The sequence below is a fragment of the Moritella sp. genome, assembly GCF_013215705.1.
Classification (GTDB): Bacteria; Pseudomonadota; Gammaproteobacteria; order Enterobacterales; family Moritellaceae; genus Moritella.
This window is the reverse complement of sequence record NZ_JABSQR010000005.1, coordinates 95,876-115,105: the sequence shown is the minus strand read 5'-3', so window position 1 is coordinate 115,105 and position 19,230 is coordinate 95,876. Positions and strand designations below refer to the sequence as shown.

Below are 19,230 nucleotides of genomic sequence, written 5' to 3'. Positions count from 1 at the left end.
ATAAACGTTATGTTAGCGAAACGGATCAATATGCGAGTAAAACAATAAATTAGGCTAAACCAAGCTCGTGAGGATATTACTGTCAAAATGAGATAGATGATGGAGACTAAAATGCAAGAAAGGCGCTATCTTTTCAGATAGCGCCTTTCTCTATATAGATGGCGGAGGAGGAGAGATTTGAACTCTCGAGGAGCTATTAACCCCTGCTGGTTTTCAAGACCAGTGCATTCGGCCACTCTGCCACCCCTCCGCAGCAATGAGCGTATAATACAGAGTTAAAAAAAAAGATAAAGTGTTTTACAGAATTAATCACATTTTTCAGTCAAAAGGCTTGTTTTTAACTTATTTGGCTATAAATTAACTACATCGTCATATTATGTCGGAACTTTAGGGTATACTAAGGCTCTAACTGGCAGTGTTTATTATTTAAGGAACAGACACAATGCAACAACGTACGATTCAGACTCAGTCGCAAGCAAGCGTACTCGCGACGAATAAGGTACTTAAAAATACCTATATGCTATTAGCGATGACACTGGCGTTTTCAGCGTTAGTTGCTGGTGCAGTGGTTACATTAAACTTACCTTCTCCAGGTTTCATCATTACCCTAGTCGGTGTGTATGGTTTAATGTACCTAACAGAAAAAAACCGTAACAACTCAATGGGTATTCTATTTGTATTCTTGTTCACTGGTTTCTTAGGTTATACCGTTGGCCCATTAATTAACCGATACATAGGTGCCGGTATGGGTGACATTGTGGTAATGGCATTTGCTGGTACTGCATTTACTTTCTTTGCTCTGTCTGCATATGTGCTAACAACAAAGAAGGATATGTCTTTCCTTAATGGCATGATGATGGCCGGTTTTGTGGTACTTATCGTGGCTATGATTGGTAACTTCTTCCTACAAATTCCAGCGCTTAGCCTCGCAATCAGTGCAATGTTCATTCTGTTTTCATCTGCTGCGATCTTGATGCAAACAAGCTCAATCATTCATGGTGGTGAAACAAGCTACATCTCAGCGACGGTCACTATCTTTCTATCACTGTATAATATCTTTGTTAGTTTATTACAAATTTTAGGTATTATGAGTAGCGACGACTAATCTCGTTGTTGCTAAATAGTGAAAAGCCTCGTTTGACGAGGCTTTTTTGTTTTCCCTCTACGGTTAGTTTAAAGCTATGTTAATTATCAACGAACAAGAGATCGCCACCGACAAACAAGGTTATTTACTTAACTCTGATGATTGGAGTGAAGCACTTGCGCCGCTACTTGCAGAACAAGAAAGTATCAGCTTAAGCCCGGCCCATTGGGAAGTTGTTCACTTCGTGCGTAACTTTTATCTCGAATACAATACTTCACCGGCTATTCGCGCATTAGTTAAAGCAATGGCGAAGAAACTCGGTGCAGATAAAGGCAACAGTATCTATTTATATAAACTGTTCCCTAAAGGCCCCGCGAAGCAAGCAACCAAGATTGCTGGCTTGCCTAAACCGGCTAAATGCCTTTAATTGGTACGTTATAAATTGGTATTAGATTAACAAGTCTCCCATTACATTAAATGATTAATGACGGGATTTTGTTCAATCAGAAACCAAAAAGCCCCGCTGAGTTATTCGCATAACTCAGCGGGGCTTTTTATTTAACTGACTTTTTATTCGCCGTCAGATTAACCCATGTGCGTTAGACCGCCCATGTAACCTCGTAGTACTTCAGGCACTTCAACACGGCCATCTTCTAACTGGTAGTTCTCTAGAATCGCAACAAGTGTACGACCTACTGCTAAACCAGAACCGTTTAGTGTGTGTAGCAGTACTGGCTTCTTGCTGTCTTTAAGACGCGTACGCGCATGTAGACGACGAGCTTGGAAATCTTCACAGTTTGATATTGAAGAAATTTCACGGTACGTATTCTGTGCCGGAACCCATACTTCTAGATCATATGTTTTCGCTGCGCCAAAACCCATATCACCGGTACATAATGTAACGACACGGTATGGTAAGTTAAGCTTAATTAAGATGTTTTCAGCATGCTGACGCATTTCTTCAAGTGCTTCGTATGATTTTTCTGGGTGCGCCAGTTGCACCATTTCTACTTTATCAAACTGATGTTGACGAATCAGACCACGTGTATCACGACCATATGAACCAGCTTCACTACGGAAACAAGGTGTATGTGCAGTTAGACGTACAGGTAGATCAGCTTCGTCAGTGATAGTATCACGCGCTGTATTTGTTACCGGTACTTCAGCGGTCGGGATCAGGCTTAGACCTTGACCTTCTTCTGTTGCTGGTTTGGTGTGGAACAGGTCGTCACCAAATTTAGGTAATTGACCAGTACCGTATAACGAATCAGTATTAACAAGGTAAGGCACATACAATTCTGTATAACCGTGTTCTTCTGTATGCGTATCAAGCATGAATTGCGCAATAGCACGGTGCATACGTGCGACTTGACCACGCATAACGATGAAACGTGAACCGGTAATTTTGACTGCATTTTTAAAATCGAGCCCGTTAAGCGCTTCGCCTACATCAACGTGATCTTTAATTTCAAAATTAAATTCTTTTGGTTGACCCCAACGCTTTAATTCTACATTGTCATCTTCATCTTTACCTTGTGGTACCGATGGATGTGGTAGGTTTGGTAGCGACAGTGCAATATCTTCAATTTTAGTCAGTAACTCAGCGAGTTCAGCTTTAGCCGCATCAAGCTCTTCGCCTAATTTTCCAACTTCAGCCAATAGTGGTTGAATATCTTCACCACTTGCTTTTGCTTTACCAATGGATTTCGAACGTACGTTACGATCATTCTGTAATTGTTCTGTACGGATCTGTAATGCTTTACGCTGTTCTTCTAATGATTTGATTGTATCAACGTCTAGTTCAAAACCACGGCTCGCTAAACGCTGTTTAGCTTCTTCTAAGTCTGCTCGAAGAAATTTAGGATCTAACATTCTTTACCTACTCTGCTTGTTTTATTTCGACCTGAGTACTATTTCCTTGCACTGGGTCAGAAAAATCTGTTGGTATTATTAACACGTATTATTTTAACGTGAATTTACACTTTCATCACGGTATTTATACTTAAATTACGGGTCTTTATGCTCGAAATACTAAGCGCATACCTAAATATGCAACAAAAATACACACTGTCACGTTTAAAGATACATTTAGCGCTGCTTTTAACCACTCACCTTGCTGCAATAACAACAACGAATCCATCGAAAATGTCGAAAACGTCGTCAATGCACCTAAGAAGCCTAAGCCGATAAGTTGGCGCCAAGGTTCAGCTGCAATAATGTTGTCATCAAGTAAGGAAAATAATACGCCCATCAATAACGACCCCAGAATATTGACAATTAACGTGCCATAAGGAAAGCCCTTACCCAGCACAGCGGTTGCAGTTTGGGCAATGAACGTTCTCAACATTGCGCCACTGGCACCACCAAGTGCAACAAAACCGTATAATGCTAAATTATTCATTGATAGTACCCTGCTTCATTTATTCGTTGATCGTACCGTTAATGATTAATAGCGTTTTCGAAGGCTATCGAGATCAAGTTGATGGAGATAATCGAGTTTTTGCTTAATTTGCTTTTCAACACCACGATCAACAGGATGATATAACTTAGTACCTTGTAATGCTTCCGGCATATAACATTCACCGGGTGCATACGCCCCCACTTCATCATGGGCATAACGATAGCCATCACCGTAACCCAGATCGGACATCAGCTTAGTCGGCGCATTGCGTAAGTGCATCGGTACATCAAAGTCTGGTTGTTCTTGTACTAACATTTTTGCTTGTGAGAATGCAGTATACACAGCATTACTTTTTGCCGCCGATGCCAGATATACAATGGCTTGGGCTATTGCTCGCTCGCCTTCATAAGCACCAACACGACTAAAACAATCCCATGCCGATACGGCAACTTGCATTGCTCTTGGGTCAGCATTACCTATATCTTCTGAGGCTATAGCCAGCAAACGGCGCGCCACATGTAGTGGATCACAGCCACCAGCGAGCATACGTGCAAACCAATACAAGGCAGCATCCGGTGATGAACCACGGATTGATTTATGCAATGCTGACATCAAATCATAATAAAGCTCACCTTTATTATCAAAACTATTTACTTTACGACCCACGACAGACATCAGCCTTTCAAGGGTGATTAATTTGCCTTGCCCTTCGTCTTCCGCCATATCATTTAATAGCTCGAGATAATTAAGGCTCTTTCTGGCATCGCCATCCGCTAACTCACAGAGTTTTTCTTTAACATCTGGCGCAAAATTAAATTTAACCTTGGCTAAACCACGTGTATCCGCTAATGCTTGATCGATAACTTGTTGGATCTCGTCAGCGGTTAACTTTTTCAGTACATACACACGGGCACGTGATAGCAATGCATTGTTTAATTCAAATGACGGATTTTCGGTCGTCGCGCCGATAAAGATAATGGTGCCATCTTCGATATGCGGTAAAAATGCATCTTGTTGGCTTTTATTAAAGCGATGCACTTCATCGACAAATAAAATGGTACGGAAACCTTGAATGGCATTATCTTTGGCTTTTTCTATCGCTAAACGAATATCTTTAATACCCGATGTAACGGCATGTACTCGCTCAACTTTGGCATCACAGTAATGCGCGATCATCTCTGCGATCGTGGTTTTGCCCGTACCAGGTGGTCCCCATAAAATCATCGAGTGCGCATGGCCAGCTAATAATGCACGATGTAAGGGTTTTCCTTCACCGAGAATATGGGTTTGGCCAATATATTGCGACATTTTTTCTGGTCGCATTCTGGCCGCTAGCGGTTGGAAATCAGGACTAAAATCAAGTGACATCGTATTATTCATTAGCGTTGGTCATCTATATCTGTATCTTCCGGGATATTAAAATTAAACAACGCAGGATCCATCTTGTTCATTGTCTTATGATTGGTTAAAGAAAATTGGCTATGTTGACCTTGCTGCTCTTGTACCGAGAATTGGGCGATTGCACCTTGCTTAAACTGTAAAGTAAATACCGCTGCGGTAGGATCATTTGGCGTGATCACGGTATAGACACCAGCTTGTTTTGTTACTCGATAACTTTCCCAAGCCGTTTGCTCTGATCCCGCAATAAGCATGAAGGGGGTATTAGCAATGGCATCTTTAAGTGAGTAAATACTAACTTGTTCAACAAACGGATTATACAACCATATACTTTCACCATCAGAAACAATTAACTGTTCGTCTGGTGACACGGTTTCCCAGCGAAATTGATTGGGACGCTGCAATTGCATCAAGCCCTGTGCAGTCGAAAGGTTATCTCCCTCAGCCGACGTTACTATTTGAGTAAAGTCAGCACTGAATGGCTTTAACTGAGCAAGTTGGTCTTGTAATTCTTGTTTTACACTTTGCGCATTCGTTAGCATAGACGCCGTCATTAATACTGCGGTTACTAAGATTTTTTTTAATGACATTTTATTTCTCATCCATTAATCCTTTGGTGGCGGTGGTGCCAGTACTTCTCGATTACCATTATTCCCTGGAGAACTGACGATACCTTGCACTTCCATCTCTTCGACAATACGGGCGGCACGGTTATAACCGATTTTGAATTTACGTTGTACGCCTGATACGGAACCTCGACGCGTTTGTGTTACATGGTATACAGCTTGGTCAAATAACTCATCCACATCGGATGAACCTTCAGCGACTTCACCCGGTAATAAGGTATCAGCCGTCTCTTCACCATTTAAAATTTCATCAATATAATTCGGTTCACCACGTAGTTTCCAATCTGCGACCACACGGTGTACTTCATGGTCATCGACAAATGCACCATGAACACGGATTGGTACACTGCTACCCGCTGGCTGATACAACATATCACCCATACCTAATAGTGTCTCTGCACCGCCTTGATCAAGAATGGTTCGTGAGTCAATCTTACTTGATACTTGGAACGCAATACGGCTTGGGATATTAGCTTTAATTAAACCGGTGATAACATCTACAGAAGGACGTTGCGTTGCTAAGATTAAATGGATACCAGCGGCACGGGCTTTTTGGGCAATACGTGCAATTAACTCTTCAACTTTTTTACCGACAATCATCATCATATCGGCAAACTCATCGACAATAACCACAATCGAAGGCAGTTTAATCAATGCTGGCGCGGTCTCGTCCATACTATCGCCCGGTTTCCATAATGGGTCGAGTATTGGCTGGCCAGCATCAATCGCTTGTTGTATTTTAGTATTAAAGCCAGCCAGGTTACGAACACCAACAGCTGACAATAACTTATAACGTCTTTCCATTTCACCCACACACCAACGCAACGAATTTGCAGCATCTTTCATGTCAGTAACAACTTCGGTTAATAAATGTGGGATACCTTCATACACAGAAAGTTCCAACATTTTTGGATCAATCATGATCATACGCACTTCTTCTGGCGATGCTTTGTACAGCAAACTCATGATCATCACGTTCACACCCACCGACTTACCCGAGCCAGTGGTACCCGCAACCAGTAGATGCGGCATTTTAGCTAAATCGACCACCACGGCATCACCCGCAATATCATGACCTAACACCACGGATGTTTTTGACTTGGCGTTAATAAATGATGGGCTAGACATCACATCAGATAGATAAACTGTTTCTCTATACTTGTTCGGTAACTCCAGACCAATAACCGATTTACCTGGGATCACTTCCACAATACGCACACTCATCGCTGATAATGAACGGGCTAAATCTTTCGATAATGCCGAGATCTTACTGACTTTAATACCTGGTGCTAAATCTAATTCGAAACGGGTAATAACGGGCCCAGGATGCACATCGACCACTTTCGCTTTAATATTAAATTCTAATAATTTCTCTTCGACTAAGCGCGCGACATGATCAAGCTCGGCTTGCGATATCGGATTGGCTTTTTTATTGGGTTTGTCTAATAACTCTAATCCCGGTAGTAAAGTAACTGGTTTTTCTTTAAATTGCAGTGGATTAGTTGATACGACTTGGTCACCAATAATTTCAAAACCATTATCAGTGCCGTTATTATTAATCTGGAATACCGGCGCTAGTGCTGGTTCCATCTGGTCTAACTCTAATTGTTGCTCGACAATAATAACTTCGTCAGCGCTGTCGTTATCAACATTTTGTCGATCAATGTTATCGGCGGCAATCATATTGTCACGAGTAAATTGATCATCATCATTAGGCTCAACATCTGATACGTCAAATGCTGATAGTGATGGTTCTTGTCGGGCAGCCGTAAATGACATATTCGTTACGTCATCAAGTTCATCTGCCGGTTGAACATTTACTGGCGGCGCAGCAATTTTTGACACGCTCAGATCATCGTGTTCTGTATCAACCACGGTTTCATTGACCTCGACTGGCGCTTGTCGATTGCTTAACGCGGTCACTTTATCAACGCTATATTGGCAAACATTAATCACCCCAGCGCCAAGCATATCAACGATTGTTAACCACGATATACCCGTTAACAGCGTAAAACCAATCGCGACAAAACTCAGTAAAATAAGCGTTGAACCTAATACTCCAAATAGCTCACTGATTGCCTGTTCAACGACATCACCAATTAAACCACCCGATGAAAAATAATACAGATCATCAAAGTTAACGGATGCCAATCCACACACACCGATAAGTAATAATAATGCGCCGATCATACGCAGACCAACGGTAAAAAAGTCTATTTCATCAAGCTGTCTTGGACGCCAAAATATAAACCAGGCTAATGACACAAATGCCACTGGTATTGCATACGCATAAAGGCCAAAGGTAAAAAACAGCACATCCCCGATCCAGGCACCGAATGAACCGGCGGCATTTTTAACGGGACCTTCCCAACTGGTTTGCGACCATGATGGATCGGCGGGATCAAAGCTCACTAATGCGACCATGGCATAACAAGCTATAAAGGTAGACAGGATAAATCCAACTTCAAAGACACGCTGGATACCGGATAGTGGCGCAAGATATTTGGATGGAATAGCTAAATTAAATTTGTTCATCTTGATTTATGACTCTTAAAGGCGACGATGTTACGTTATCTACTATACCCAACTTACTTCAAGATACGATATCAGCAAACCGAATTAAGGTAACTTGGGTATATGAGCTATCAACTTTAAATAAATGCTAGAAACAAAACAAGCGGCAATATGCCGCTTGTTGATTATTTATCACTTTATTTGCGTTAATCTAGGATTACGCTAAAAGATTATGTATAAACAGTGAAATTAACGCGTTTTAATAACTAAACGGTTACTTTGTTTAACTTCTTCCATAACAACATAGGTACGTGTGTCATTAACACCCGGTAAACGTAATAGCGTTTCACCAAGTAAACGACGATAAGCTGACATATCAGATACACGTGTTTTTAATAAATAATCGAAATCGCCAGATACTAAATGACATTCTTGAATTTCTTCAAGTTCTTGAACAGCTTTGTTGAATTGCTCGAACACATCAGCAGCACCACGATTTAAGGTGATTTCAACAAAAACAAGCAATGAAGCATCCAGAAATTGTGGATTTAGAATTGCGGTATAACCTGTAATATATCCTTGGCGTTCTAAGCGACGTACGCGCTCTAAACATGGCGTAGGACTCAAGCCTACACGTTTCGACAACTCTACATTGGAAATTCGACCGTCTTTTTGTAATTCATTAAGAATATTACGGTCGATTCGATCTAGTTCCTTCATTGGTCGAGTTTTTACTTCCATCATTATTGTTTCCACCCTTTTACATCCCAGTAAAACTTAGTTTTTCAAATAATCCATTCATTTGAATACGCCATAGTTAGAACCAACTTAAAGTGCTAGCTAAATTCTAACCAAGATTATAATAGCCTACAATAATTCAATTTACGAGGCTTATGTTACGTTTCCCCTTGTATAGAAAAACATAATATCTACAAAGCCGCTACCTGCATAACAATAGGCTAACATCGATGTTTTATATAAGAACCAGCGAAATAGACGTTTCGTTGGTCTAAGCAGACATTAACAGAACATTAATTCCATTGAAAGGGTGGATATGCAAAATATATAGCTGAATCGCGGTTTTCATTATTTTTGCATTATTATGCATTTTAAAAATATATTTTTACTCACCTATTTACCCCGCGCCACAAAGTTTTTACAATTGACCACAATTATTGGTATTAAAGGAATCATAATGAGTAATACAAAACACTGCCGTCTACTTATATTAGGCTCAGGTCCAGCAGGATACACCGCAGCAGTTTATGCTGCTCGTGCTAATCTAAACCCAGTATTAATCACAGGTATACAGCAAGGTGGTCAATTAACAACGACAACTGAAGTTGAAAACTGGCCGGGTGATGCAGAAGGGCTAACAGGTCCTGCACTAATGGAGCGAATGAAAGTACACGCTGAGCGCTTTGAAACTGAGATCATTTTTGATCATATCAACGATGTTGATTTATCAGCACGCCCATTTAAGTTAAAAGGTAACGATGTTGAATACACATGTGATGCATTAATCATTTGTACTGGCGCATCAGCAAAATACCTTGGTCTACCGTCAGAAGAAGCATTCAAAGGCCGTGGTGTATCAGCATGTGCAACATGTGATGGTTTCTTCTATCGTAACCAAAAAGTAGCTGTAGTTGGTGGTGGTAATACCGCGGTTGAAGAAGCGCTTTACCTATCAAACATCGCATCTGAAGTACATTTAATTCACCGTCGTGAAGAATTCCGTAGTGAGAAGATCTTAACTAAGCGCTTACAAGAAAAAGTAGCGAACGGTAATATTACATTACACCTAAACAAAACACTTGATGAAGTATTAGGTGATGATATGGGCGTAACGGGTGTACGCATACGTGATACACGTACTGACGAAGCAACTGAATTTGATGTAATGGGTACCTTTATTGCGATTGGTCACCAACCAAATACAGACTTATTCATCGATCAGTTAGACATGAAAGATGGTTACTTAAAAGTGAATTCGGGCACAGAAGGCAACGCAACGCAAACCACTGTCCCTGGTGTATTTGCTGCAGGCGACGTCTCTGACCACATTTATCGTCAAGCAATTACGTCAGCAGGAACAGGCTGTATGGCTGCATTAGATGCAGAACGTTTTCTTGATGGATTAGGCGATTAATCCGTTTATTCTGCTAAGGTGATACCCTAGGTATCACCTTTTTCAAGGCACTTTTTTCAAAACCTAACCTTTTTCAAGACCTCACCTATATGCCAATCTATTTACCAGAACTGAATGACGACTTAAGTTACTTCCCAGCAGTTAATACTGCGTTAGCTGAGCCCGATGGCTTACTCGCTATGGGTGGCGATCTCAATCCAGAACGGCTTGTACATGCTTATCGAAAAGGTATTTTCCCTTGGTTTGAAGACGATCAGCCTATTCTATGGTGGTCACCAAGTCAGCGTATGGTGTTAGCACCCGGTAAGATGCATATATCACGTAGCTTACGTAAGTCTTTACGTCGTCAAAGTTTTACCTTTTCGATCAATAATGCATTTGCAGAGGTGATTGAATCTTGCGCTGAACCACGTGATTACTCGAGTAATACTTGGATCACCGATACCATGCAAGATGCCTATTTACAACTGCATGAAATGGGCTTTGCACACTCTATTGAAGTATGGCAAAAGGGGCAACTCGTCGGCGGATTATATGGCTTGTATATTGGCGATATTTTCTGTGGTGAATCGATGTTTCATACCGTCACTGACGCCTCTAAAATCACCTTTATCGCGCTGCAACAACATCTGCTGAGTATTGGCTGTAAATTGATTGATTGCCAATTACACAATGAACACCTCGCATCATTAGGCGCAATTGAAATTAGCCGCGAAACGTTCATCAACCAACTCAGTAATAACAATAATAACAACACGACAGTCCAACAACAGCTATGGCAGCCTCAAGCGCTTGTATTAGACTTAATAGATAAGGCCAATACCTAGGAATCACAATATGATTAAAGTCGCCTTAACCCCACCAGTGCCTTGCAGCTACCTAAATGATCAACAAGAGCAAATCCTCGTTGTTCAAGATGAAGAATTACATGATCAAGCCGGTTATGAAGTTTTACTGCTTAACGGTTTTCGTCGCAGTGGTAATGATGTCTACCGACCGCATTGCCAAACTTGCCAAGCATGTCAATCAATCCGCGTTGATAGTCAGTTATTTAAACCAAGTAAAAGTCAGAAACGCTTACTCAACAAAAACAAGCACATTGAAATGCGGGTTAGCCACCAGCCACAATCAGATTATTATCCATTATACGAGCGTTACATAAATACCCTGCACAGTGATGGCGCTATGTATCCCGCCAGTCAGTCTCAGTATTATGGTTTTATTACTAGCGCCTGGTTAACACCAACGTTTATCGAGTTTTACCTTGATGACGTCCTCGTCGCCGTCGCTGTCACCGATGTGATGACAGATAGCATGAGTGCCATGTATTGCTTTTATGACCCTAAGTTCCTGACCTACTCCTTAGGTACCTATGCAATTTTACAACAACTAATTTTAGCAAAGAACACCGGCAAGAAATGGCTGTATTTAGGCTATCAAGTAGATCAATGTAGCAAGATGAATTACAAGGTTAACTTTAACCCACATCAGCGCTTAATCGCAGGCAAGTGGCAGGGCTAATATCGCCGAAGAGTCAATAATAAAGCGTTTTAAAAATAAAACGTAAATAACTTACCTATAATATATACAGACCAGTGTAAATCTGGCATCATCTTGCGGTCAAATATAGCTATTATAATTAAATTTTAAGAGGACTCATGGCAAAAGAAGACAGCATTGAATTACAAGGTACAGTTCTAGATACACTTCCTAACACAATGTTTCGTGTTGAATTAGAAAACGGCCACGTTGTTACTGCGCATATCTCTGGTAAAATGCGTAAAAACTACATTCGAATTCTTACTGGTGATAAAGTAACTGTAGCACTAACACCTTACGATTTATCTAAAGGTCGTATCGTCTTCCGTGCCCGTTAATCACGAGCCTCTAAAAAAACCAGCGTAAGGCTGGTTTTTTTAGGTCTACGATTTAATATCTTATAATCCACAGCCCAATATCTTGATTACAAGTCTTTATCGATCATTCAACATCAACGCGTAAAATTTCTTCTTCCTGCGCCGCTTTTTTCTCTCTGAATTGTTGCTTTAACACTGATTTTTTAAGCATGGCTATTTCACCATCAGTACCAATTGTAAAATGTTCAGGTTCGGTATTGAATCGTGACTGATACAGCATTACAGCTTGCAGTGAGCTATCTTTTTGTGCTGGAGTCAATACCACACCACTTTCCCATTTACCGAGCTCTACAGCCGTTTTAAGCTTTTCATATACTTCTGGTGTCATACTTTCAAGTAACTTATCAACTGACATCTTTACGTCCTTGGTTAATGCTCAGGGGCATCCCCTGCTATACTGCAACCCTACTATAAATACGCACACATTTAAACTACAACATCGTGCGTACATTGCTCGTTTAACAGAAACGAGTCGCTTGCTATAAACAAAAAAAGGAAGCCAATTGGCTTCCTTAATAACACAGTCTTAATCTTAATACACAGTTTGCTTATGCAAATTCGTGCATGTTGATACCAGCCATTTTTTGCATTACGCGCAATACTTGGCAGCTATAACCAAACTCATTATCATACCAAACGTATAATATAGCGCGGTTACCTTCAGCAATCGTTGCTAATGAATCAACAATACCAGAGAAACGGCTACCAACCATGTCTGTTGATACTAATTCTTTAGATGTACTGAAATCAATTTGATTGTGTAATGGCGAACTTAACGACATTTCTTGTAAGTAGCTGTTTAGAGATTCTCTTTCAACTTCTTTCTCAAGGTTTAAGTTAATGATTGCCATTGATACGTTTGGCGTAGGTACACGAATTGCGTTACCAGTCAGCTTACCTTTTAGTTCAGGTAGTGCTTTTGCTACAGCCGATGCTGCGCCAGTTGACGTTAATACCATGTTCATTGCAGCGCCACGGCCACGACGATCACCTTTATGGTAGTTATCAATCAAGTTTTGATCATTGGTATATGAATGCACAGTTTCAACGTGACCGTTCGCAATACCATATCTATCTTGGATTGTTTTCAGTACAGGTGTGATTGCATTCGTGGTACAGCTTGCTGCTGATACAATGTTATCTTCAGGTAAAATATCCATATGGTTAACACCATACACAATATTTTTAATGTCACCTTTACCCGGTGCTGTTAATAATACTTTTGCAGCACCAGGTGCTTTTAAATGCAGACCCAAGCCGTCAGTATCACGCCAGATACCCGTATTATCGACTATTAGTGCATTGTGAATACCGTGTGCTGCGTAATCGATTTGATCTGGACCATTTGAATAAAGGATCTTGATATAAGTACCGTTAGCAATGATTGCATTGTTTTCTTCATCAATATCAATCGTGCCATTAAACTGGCCATGTACCGAGTCACGACGTAATAAAGAAGCACGCTTCTCGATATCGCCAGGACCACCACGTACAACAATAGCACGTAAACGTAATAAGTTGCTTTCACCTGTTTTATCAACAAGTAAACGCGCAAGTAAACGACCAATACGGCCAAAACCGTATAGAACAACATCACGAGGTTCAGGCTGAGTATCGTTATTTAATGCCGGTGCTAATTCAGCACGTAAAAATGCGTCGATACCAGTAGAATCTTCATTATCAGCCCAATAGCGTACGGCCAAACGACCGATATCAATTTGAGAATTGCTAATTGGTAGTTCACTGATAATTTTCAGTAATGGGAAAGTTTCAGTAAAAGGTAAAATACGACCTTCATGACGTTTAACTACGCGGTGTGCTTTTTGGAGATCAATTGCTGTTGCATTTTGTAATGGGCGACCGTAAATTAATACTTCAACGCCCTTATTACGATATAGCTTTCCTAACAACGGTAGCATAGATTCTGCGAGTTCTTGGCTCTCTTGCCAGTCCAATAAATGACTTTCAAATGGCATCTTTTTTCCCTTTTAATCACAACTACATGTAAGAAACATTAAAACAACAGTCATATAACTATCGACTGACATTTAATCAATTTGATAGCGTAATCATACAAAAATAACCATTAATTTACCAATTAATCATGTCAATTAGGTCTTTTTTTACTTTTTAGCTTTCATTCAAAACACAAATATTTAACAATGAAATAGAAACGGCTTTACTTTTTCCGCTTGTTCACTTTGTAACCGAGCTGATGACCGTGGCGCTGAGCCCTTTTACTAATTTAAATCCCTCATTAGACAGTATGCGTTAATCTATGGTAGGGTTTCGTAATCACCTATTTTAGTGTTAGTTTTATGCATCGTTTACGCTCTATTAGTCGTTTAATTCCAGCGATTATTATTACTGGTTTATTAACATCATGTAGCGACCCTTACGATGCTGTAGCAATATGCGAAAACGATGGCGCTATTTGCGCCGATTTAAATACCGATAAATGGTGTCAAACAGAAAGAAATGACCTCATTGCCAGCCGTTTTGAGGCGCAGACAAATGCCAGCGTGCAAGCAAAATACGCGTTATTAACGGCGCTTAGCGATTACCAAGAGTGTATCAAGATAGCCGCGCTAATCGAGCCAAGAAAACACCCGGAATTAAAAACCCAGCGTGTATCAGCCATGTTAAGTACCTACGATGAGCTTATCGCATTAGAAAAACAGACGCGCAGTAGTAATAACCCCTATATACTCAATTATCATTGGGTATCGCATAATAACGAAGATGCAAAACAACGCTTTATCGCCTTGTCCAAGCAGCAAAGCTTCGATGATCCCGCGCTGTATTTCGCTATTGCTAACATTTATAACAACAATAGCGACAAAGCTATCGCTAATTTATTGAAAGGTATTGCTCTACTTGACGATAATGCGCAATTTAACAGCTCTCAATTAGACAACGCTCAATTAGGCAATTCTCGATTAGACAATAGCGCCATGACCACCAAACTGCTGTATGCCATTATCACGGCATACATGCATAAAAGAAATTACCAACTGGCTTATCTGTGGTCACAGGTGGCGCTAATCTCCGACATTAAAAATATAAACCTAAGTATTTTTAATAAGCATAAAATAACGACCAGCGAACAGCGTCGTTTAGATAAGCTAGCAGCAAAAATTGCAGAGCAAATAGAAGATAAGACATTTACTGCTAAAAGCTATGAGTATACGCTGTCAGCAATCGGGCTTTAACCTGGCGATTAAAACCCGTTTATAGTGATTATTAAGACAGTGATAATTGCTGAACACCACGAGCATCAAAGTAAGCCATTAGCTCTGCTGGTAGTTCATCATCCGCTTGATAATAACAAGCACACGCATGACGCTCACAGCTCAATAGAATAATACTGAGCAATTCAGTGAATTCATGATTCAGCCAAACGCCAGCATCCCCCACAGTTAACCACTGCTGCATGATAGATAGCGGTTGGTTAAGCACTAATCCTGTCGATTGCATCGCAGTAAAATCTATCAGAGCACGAAATGCCGCATAATTATCTTGGCGTAACTTATAGCTGTTAATGCCTTTGGCAACGATACCGTCGGTATTTTCTAATAGACAATGCGCTAACTGATAGTCTGCTAATAACCAAGCCGTAAATGAATCGTCATTGGCAGTGCTACTAGAAAAATCAACATGGCGTAATAATACGTCTGTAGGCTGGACATTATTCGCCGTGACGACTAACCATAAATAAAACGCATAATTATCACAATGCACATCTTGCCATTCTACGGTCTGCGTTTCTACTCGCGTCGCTGTCACACCATCAGCAACATAAGCTGCTAAATATTGTGCTAAATGCAGTTGATACAAAGCCGCAGTTGCGGTAATACTTTTCAGCGTTAAGGCAAATTCATCTTGTTTTTTTTCAGTATTAAACTGCTGTTGTAATTGTGTAAGTCGCGCTGATAAAGCAAGTGCGGCGTCAGCCTTATCAATGGTCACAGTAGACAAGCTAGACTGCGCGTGAGTCAATAATTGACTCAGCACCACATCTGTTGTCGGTAATGCAGTAACTGTTGTAGGCTTAATTACATTTGTCGGCGTTAAAACCGACGGAGGATTAAATATCCAGCTTTCGCCCAACGGTTCTTCACTGCCTTGATCCAAAATCATCAATTGATAAGCGCCAACAGCAAGCGGCTGCTCTAAACTTATCTGATAACTTTGCATTTCCATATCGTGTAAATGATAAATACCATTTAACGACCATTCGATTGGCGTAAACTCACCTGTTTCAACAACAACTTGATTCAATCTTACTTCCCAAATTAAATCTTCAGTCACGAATTCGATAGGTAAATGCAGATCAAATTGGATCATTGCAGATTGATCTGTAATGATCACAGGAGGCAATGCACGTAACCAAAATTGCTTAATTTCTTCTTCTAGTTTTACGTCTAATTCATCGGCAAAACCAAAATCAGCCAATGCTTGCGTAATTAGCGCTGTTGGTAACGCTTGTTCATCGCCATTGGCATTTAATTCAGTACAGCTAAGACCAAGCATTTGACCTAATTGCAGAATATGTTGTGCTGTCATTTGACACCTTAAATAGTGAACCTAGCGCTATTATACCCAATCAATATCAAGATGCGAGATCACCCGGTATCACAATAATATTGTTTCATGGTTTTTTACACGTTGTCGATACTCCACTCTTGTCTATACTCCACTAAAGCGAATATTTGTAGTATTCAAAAAAATGCTGCTTATTTAATTTCATATTTTAAAAAGACGATATAAATAAGACACTTAGTCAGAATATTGAATGAATTCAAATGAAACTAAATAAGGTTACAGGGAAATAATCATGCCAATAAAGCAACTAAGCATCTTAGTTTGTGATCTAGATTATTTAGTTTTTGTAAAAAGCTGTAATAAATAGAACAAAAAAATAGTCTAAATTGACATAAATCAGTTTATTTTCGTAAATTTGCAACAAATTGTGATTCACCGCATACATTTTAGTATTTATTCTTGTCTTTTCATCAAAATCTTGTAAATTTACAACCAAGCAGGATTATTAATTCAAACTTACATTTAATTTAATGGATACAAGTTATGACAATTAAAGTAGCAATCAATGGTTATGGTCGAATCGGCAGAAACGTACTTCGTGCATTCTACGAAGGTGGTAAAGAACAAGATCTAGAAATCGTTGCAATCAACGACCTAGGTGATTCAAAAATCAACGCTCACCTAACTAAATATGATACTGCACATGGTCGTTTCCCTGGTACTGTTGATTTTGATGCTGAAGCACTAATCATTAACGGCGACCGTATCAAGACTTTCTCAGAACGCAATCCAAAAGATTTACCTTGGGCTGAACTAGAAGTTGACGTAGTACTAGAATGTACTGGTATCTTCGCAAGTAAAGACGCATGTCAAGTACACCTTGATGCCGGCGCTAAGAAAGTTCTTATCTCTGCTCCTGGTAAAAACGTTGATGCTACAATCGTTTACGGCGTTAACCACGACATAATCACTGCTGACATGACAGTTGTTTCAAACGCATCTTGTACTACTAACTGTCTCGCACCAATTGCTAAACTATTAAATGATACTGTTGGTATCGTTAACGGCATGATGACTACTATCCATGCTTACACAAATGACCAACGTCTATCTGATGTGTATCACACAGATCTATATCGTGCTCGTGCTGCGGCAATGAACATGATCCCAACAAGCACTGGTGCTGCTGCTGCTGTTGGTCTAGTAGTTCCTGAACTACAAGGCAAATTCCAAGGTATGGCGGTACGTGTACCAACTATCAACGTATCTCTTGTTGACCTTACTTTCGAAGCTGGTCGTGATACGACGCCTGAAGAAATCAACCAAATCATCACTGATGCAGTAGCTGCGGATCCAATCCTAGCGCGTGCACTAGCTGTAAACAACGAACCACTAGTTTCTATCGACTTCAACCATGATGCACACACATCTAACTTTGATGCGACACAAACTAAAGTTCAAGGCAAACTAGTTAAAGTTATGTCTTGGTACGACAATGAGTGGGGCTTCTCTAACCGTATGTTAGATAATGCGGTTCTACTTATGAGCGCTAAATAATCAAACTTGATTAATAATTCAACGTTAATTGAATTATAATGCTAAAGGCGACCACTAGGTCGCCTTTTCTATGTTGGGGACTTTATGTCATATCGCAATACAATCACGGATCAAATTAAGTTAACTGAGCACATTAATTTAATCACCAGTAATGGTCTCAAATACCTTCATATTGCTCACCCAAAAGCCAATACCCGTATCAGCTTATTTGGCGCGCATCTGCTTAGCTTCACACCTGCAAATTCAGCGCCTGTTATATGGATGAGTGAGAGTGCTATTTTTAATGGTGTAAAAGCGATCCGTGGTGGTGTACCAATCTGCTGGCCTTGGTTTGGTCCTGCAAAGCAGAGCCCGACTGTACAGCCCCTAGCACAAACTAAAAATTTCCCCGCTCACGGTTTTGCCCGAAATAACCATTGGCAATTACTCGATAGCCACAGTGACGACGATACTTGCAAAGTGCGTTTACAGCTAACACCAAACCCTGAAATGAAACGATTGTGGCCACATGATTTTAATCTTATTGCTGAGTTTATTATCAGCGATACATTAACACTCAATCTAACCACTCTAAATACCGGTAGTGCTAGCTTTGATTATGGCGGCGCATTACACAGCTACTTCCAAATTTCACAGCCTGACGCAGTACAAATACATGGCTTAGATAAAAATAATCAAACATCACGTAAACTAGATAATAATGTCGATATTATTTGTGAAGATCCAGCGGCGACAATTACGTTAGCTGATGAACAGCTGCAGCATAAGATTATTATCGAGAATGAAGGTAATAATGCGATGGTAGTTTGGAACCCTTGGCAAATGGGTGCACAAGCATTGACAGATATGCCAGATGACGGTTATCAAACCATGTTTTGTTTAGAACCAGCTATCATTGGCAAAAAAGCGGTCACCGTAGCACCAGGAGCCAGCCATACACTCACCACAAAATTAAGTGTAACAGCCCTCTAGTAGCAGCAATATCAAGATGAGCACATAGCCTATCCACTAAGTGCTCAGCTTAAAATACTAGACAT

General features: G+C 40.3%; 18 protein-coding genes and 1 tRNA gene. 9 read left to right on the top strand and 10 right to left on the bottom strand.

The window, feature by feature from the left end:
* Positions 1-159: 159 nt before the first annotated feature.
* Positions 160-250 (bottom strand) — tRNA-Ser (locus tag HRT96_RS02360).
* Between the two features lie 192 nt (positions 251-442).
* On the opposite strand from HRT96_RS02360, the gene HRT96_RS02355 reads away from it, so the two are divergent.
* Positions 443-1,105 (top strand): Bax inhibitor-1/YccA family protein, encoded by a 663-nt coding sequence (locus HRT96_RS02355; protein WP_293151664.1) that lies wholly within the window; start codon positions 443-445, stop codon positions 1,103-1,105.
* A gap of 76 nt (positions 1,106-1,181) precedes the next feature.
* On the top strand, positions 1,182-1,511 hold the full coding sequence (locus HRT96_RS02350) for a TusE/DsrC/DsvC family sulfur relay protein (protein WP_293151662.1): 330 nt from the start codon (positions 1,182-1,184) through the stop codon (positions 1,509-1,511).
* A gap of 158 nt (positions 1,512-1,669) precedes the next feature.
* Here the strand turns inward: HRT96_RS02350 and serS are convergent, their stop codons facing one another.
* The 6 genes from serS to lrp form a co-directional block, all read right to left on the bottom strand.
* Positions 1,670-2,956, bottom strand: a complete 1,287-nt coding sequence (serS, locus tag HRT96_RS02345) for a serine--tRNA ligase (protein WP_293151660.1) — start codon at positions 2,954-2,956, stop codon at positions 1,670-1,672.
* A 145-nt stretch (positions 2,957-3,101) separates the two neighbouring features.
* Positions 3,102-3,485 carry a fluoride efflux transporter CrcB gene (gene crcB, locus HRT96_RS02340; protein ID WP_293151658.1) on the bottom strand — a complete coding sequence of 128 codons (384 nt, stop codon included), beginning with the start codon at positions 3,483-3,485 and terminating at the stop codon, positions 3,102-3,104.
* A 45-nt stretch (positions 3,486-3,530) separates the two neighbouring features.
* Positions 3,531-4,865: a replication-associated recombination protein A gene (locus HRT96_RS02335; RefSeq protein WP_293151655.1), complete on the bottom strand. Its 1,335-nt coding sequence runs from the start codon at positions 4,863-4,865 to the stop codon at positions 3,531-3,533.
* Complete coding sequence (lolA, locus tag HRT96_RS02330; RefSeq protein WP_293151652.1) at positions 4,865-5,485, bottom strand: outer membrane lipoprotein chaperone LolA; 621 nt, start codon at positions 5,483-5,485, stop codon at positions 4,865-4,867. Before lolA ends, HRT96_RS02335 begins: the two co-directional genes overlap by 1 nt.
* Before the next feature lie 3 nt (positions 5,486-5,488).
* Positions 5,489-8,044, bottom strand: a complete 2,556-nt coding sequence (locus HRT96_RS02325) for a DNA translocase FtsK (RefSeq protein WP_293151649.1) — start codon at positions 8,042-8,044, stop codon at positions 5,489-5,491.
* Between the two features lie 228 nt (positions 8,045-8,272).
* Entirely contained in the window at positions 8,273-8,767 is a 495-nt protein-coding gene (gene lrp / locus HRT96_RS02320; protein WP_019440948.1) for a leucine-responsive transcriptional regulator Lrp, read from the bottom strand.
* Between the two features lie 451 nt (positions 8,768-9,218).
* Between lrp and trxB the strand changes: the two genes are divergently transcribed.
* The 4 genes from trxB (at position 9,219) to infA (ending at position 12,052) form a co-directional block, all read left to right on the top strand.
* Positions 9,219-10,175 carry a thioredoxin-disulfide reductase gene (gene trxB / locus HRT96_RS02315; protein WP_293137498.1) on the top strand — a complete coding sequence of 319 codons (957 nt, stop codon included), beginning with the start codon at positions 9,219-9,221 and terminating at the stop codon, positions 10,173-10,175.
* 89 nt (positions 10,176-10,264) lie between these two features.
* Entirely contained in the window at positions 10,265-11,002 is a 738-nt protein-coding gene (gene aat, locus HRT96_RS02310; protein ID WP_293151643.1) for a leucyl/phenylalanyl-tRNA--protein transferase, read from the top strand.
* Positions 11,003-11,012: 10 nt separating this feature from the next.
* Positions 11,013-11,696 (top strand): arginyltransferase, encoded by a 684-nt coding sequence (locus HRT96_RS02305; RefSeq protein WP_293151640.1) that lies wholly within the window; start codon positions 11,013-11,015, stop codon positions 11,694-11,696.
* Positions 11,697-11,833: 137 nt separating this feature from the next.
* A complete protein-coding gene (infA, locus tag HRT96_RS02300; RefSeq protein WP_006032603.1) occupies positions 11,834-12,052 on the top strand; it encodes a translation initiation factor IF-1 in 219 nt (72 codons plus the stop codon).
* Positions 12,053-12,155: 103 nt separating this feature from the next.
* Here infA and HRT96_RS02295 read toward each other — a convergent pair whose 3' ends face one another.
* On the bottom strand, positions 12,156-12,446 hold the full coding sequence (locus HRT96_RS02295; RefSeq protein ID WP_112717965.1) for a DUF1315 family protein: 291 nt from the start codon (positions 12,444-12,446) through the stop codon (positions 12,156-12,158).
* 193 nt (positions 12,447-12,639) lie between these two features.
* Positions 12,640-14,067 carry a glyceraldehyde-3-phosphate dehydrogenase gene (locus tag HRT96_RS02290; RefSeq protein WP_293151637.1) on the bottom strand — a complete coding sequence of 476 codons (1,428 nt, stop codon included), beginning with the start codon at positions 14,065-14,067 and terminating at the stop codon, positions 12,640-12,642.
* A 342-nt stretch (positions 14,068-14,409) separates the two neighbouring features.
* On the opposite strand from HRT96_RS02290, the gene HRT96_RS02285 reads away from it, so the two are divergent.
* Positions 14,410-15,303, top strand: a complete 894-nt coding sequence (locus HRT96_RS02285; RefSeq protein WP_293151634.1) for a DUF2989 domain-containing protein — start codon at positions 14,410-14,412, stop codon at positions 15,301-15,303.
* A gap of 31 nt (positions 15,304-15,334) precedes the next feature.
* On the opposite strand, the gene HRT96_RS02280 is transcribed toward HRT96_RS02285, so the two are convergent.
* Positions 15,335-16,657 carry a hypothetical protein gene (locus HRT96_RS02280; RefSeq protein WP_293151631.1) on the bottom strand — a complete coding sequence of 441 codons (1,323 nt, stop codon included), beginning with the start codon at positions 16,655-16,657 and terminating at the stop codon, positions 15,335-15,337.
* Positions 16,658-17,179: 522 nt separating this feature from the next.
* Between HRT96_RS02280 and gap the strand changes: the two genes are divergently transcribed.
* Both gap and HRT96_RS02270 read left to right on the top strand, forming a co-directional pair.
* Complete coding sequence (gene gap, locus HRT96_RS02275; protein WP_293151628.1) at positions 17,180-18,193, top strand: type I glyceraldehyde-3-phosphate dehydrogenase; 1,014 nt, start codon at positions 17,180-17,182, stop codon at positions 18,191-18,193.
* A gap of 84 nt (positions 18,194-18,277) precedes the next feature.
* Complete coding sequence (locus HRT96_RS02270; protein WP_293151625.1) at positions 18,278-19,165, top strand: D-hexose-6-phosphate mutarotase; 888 nt, start codon at positions 18,278-18,280, stop codon at positions 19,163-19,165.
* The last annotated feature ends 65 nt before the right edge of the window (positions 19,166-19,230 follow it).

Excerpts from the sequence above, each read along its gene's own strand:
- HRT96_RS02335 (WP_293151655.1), bottom strand. The coding sequence starts at position 4,865 with ATGAATAATACGATGTCACTTGATTTTAGTCCTGATTTCCAACCGCTA.
- HRT96_RS02285 (WP_293151634.1), top strand. The coding sequence starts at position 14,410 with ATGCATCGTTTACGCTCTATTAGTCGTTTAATTCCAGCGATTATTATT.
- HRT96_RS02290 (WP_293151637.1), bottom strand. The coding sequence starts at position 14,067 with ATGCCATTTGAAAGTCATTTATTGGACTGGCAAGAGAGCCAAGAACTC.
- infA (WP_006032603.1), top strand. The coding sequence starts at position 11,834 with ATGGCAAAAGAAGACAGCATTGAATTACAAGGTACAGTTCTAGATACA.
- HRT96_RS02325 (WP_293151649.1), bottom strand. The coding sequence starts at position 8,044 with ATGAACAAATTTAATTTAGCTATTCCATCCAAATATCTTGCGCCACTA.
- HRT96_RS02350 (WP_293151662.1), top strand. The coding sequence starts at position 1,182 with ATGTTAATTATCAACGAACAAGAGATCGCCACCGACAAACAAGGTTAT.
- HRT96_RS02355 (WP_293151664.1), top strand. The coding sequence starts at position 443 with ATGCAACAACGTACGATTCAGACTCAGTCGCAAGCAAGCGTACTCGCG.
- crcB (WP_293151658.1), bottom strand. The coding sequence starts at position 3,485 with ATGAATAATTTAGCATTATACGGTTTTGTTGCACTTGGTGGTGCCAGT.
- HRT96_RS02280 (WP_293151631.1), bottom strand. The coding sequence starts at position 16,657 with ATGACAGCACAACATATTCTGCAATTAGGTCAAATGCTTGGTCTTAGC.
- gap (WP_293151628.1), top strand. The coding sequence starts at position 17,180 with ATGACAATTAAAGTAGCAATCAATGGTTATGGTCGAATCGGCAGAAAC.
- HRT96_RS02305 (WP_293151640.1), top strand. The coding sequence starts at position 11,013 with ATGATTAAAGTCGCCTTAACCCCACCAGTGCCTTGCAGCTACCTAAAT.
- lolA (WP_293151652.1), bottom strand. The coding sequence starts at position 5,485 with ATGAGAAATAAAATGTCATTAAAAAAAATCTTAGTAACCGCAGTATTA.
- lrp (WP_019440948.1), bottom strand. The coding sequence starts at position 8,767 with ATGATGGAAGTAAAAACTCGACCAATGAAGGAACTAGATCGAATCGAC.
- HRT96_RS02295 (WP_112717965.1), bottom strand. The coding sequence starts at position 12,446 with ATGTCAGTTGATAAGTTACTTGAAAGTATGACACCAGAAGTATATGAA.
- HRT96_RS02270 (WP_293151625.1), top strand. The coding sequence starts at position 18,278 with ATGTCATATCGCAATACAATCACGGATCAAATTAAGTTAACTGAGCAC.
- trxB (WP_293137498.1), top strand. The coding sequence starts at position 9,219 with ATGAGTAATACAAAACACTGCCGTCTACTTATATTAGGCTCAGGTCCA.
- aat (WP_293151643.1), top strand. The coding sequence starts at position 10,265 with ATGCCAATCTATTTACCAGAACTGAATGACGACTTAAGTTACTTCCCA.
- serS (WP_293151660.1), bottom strand. The coding sequence starts at position 2,956 with ATGTTAGATCCTAAATTTCTTCGAGCAGACTTAGAAGAAGCTAAACAG.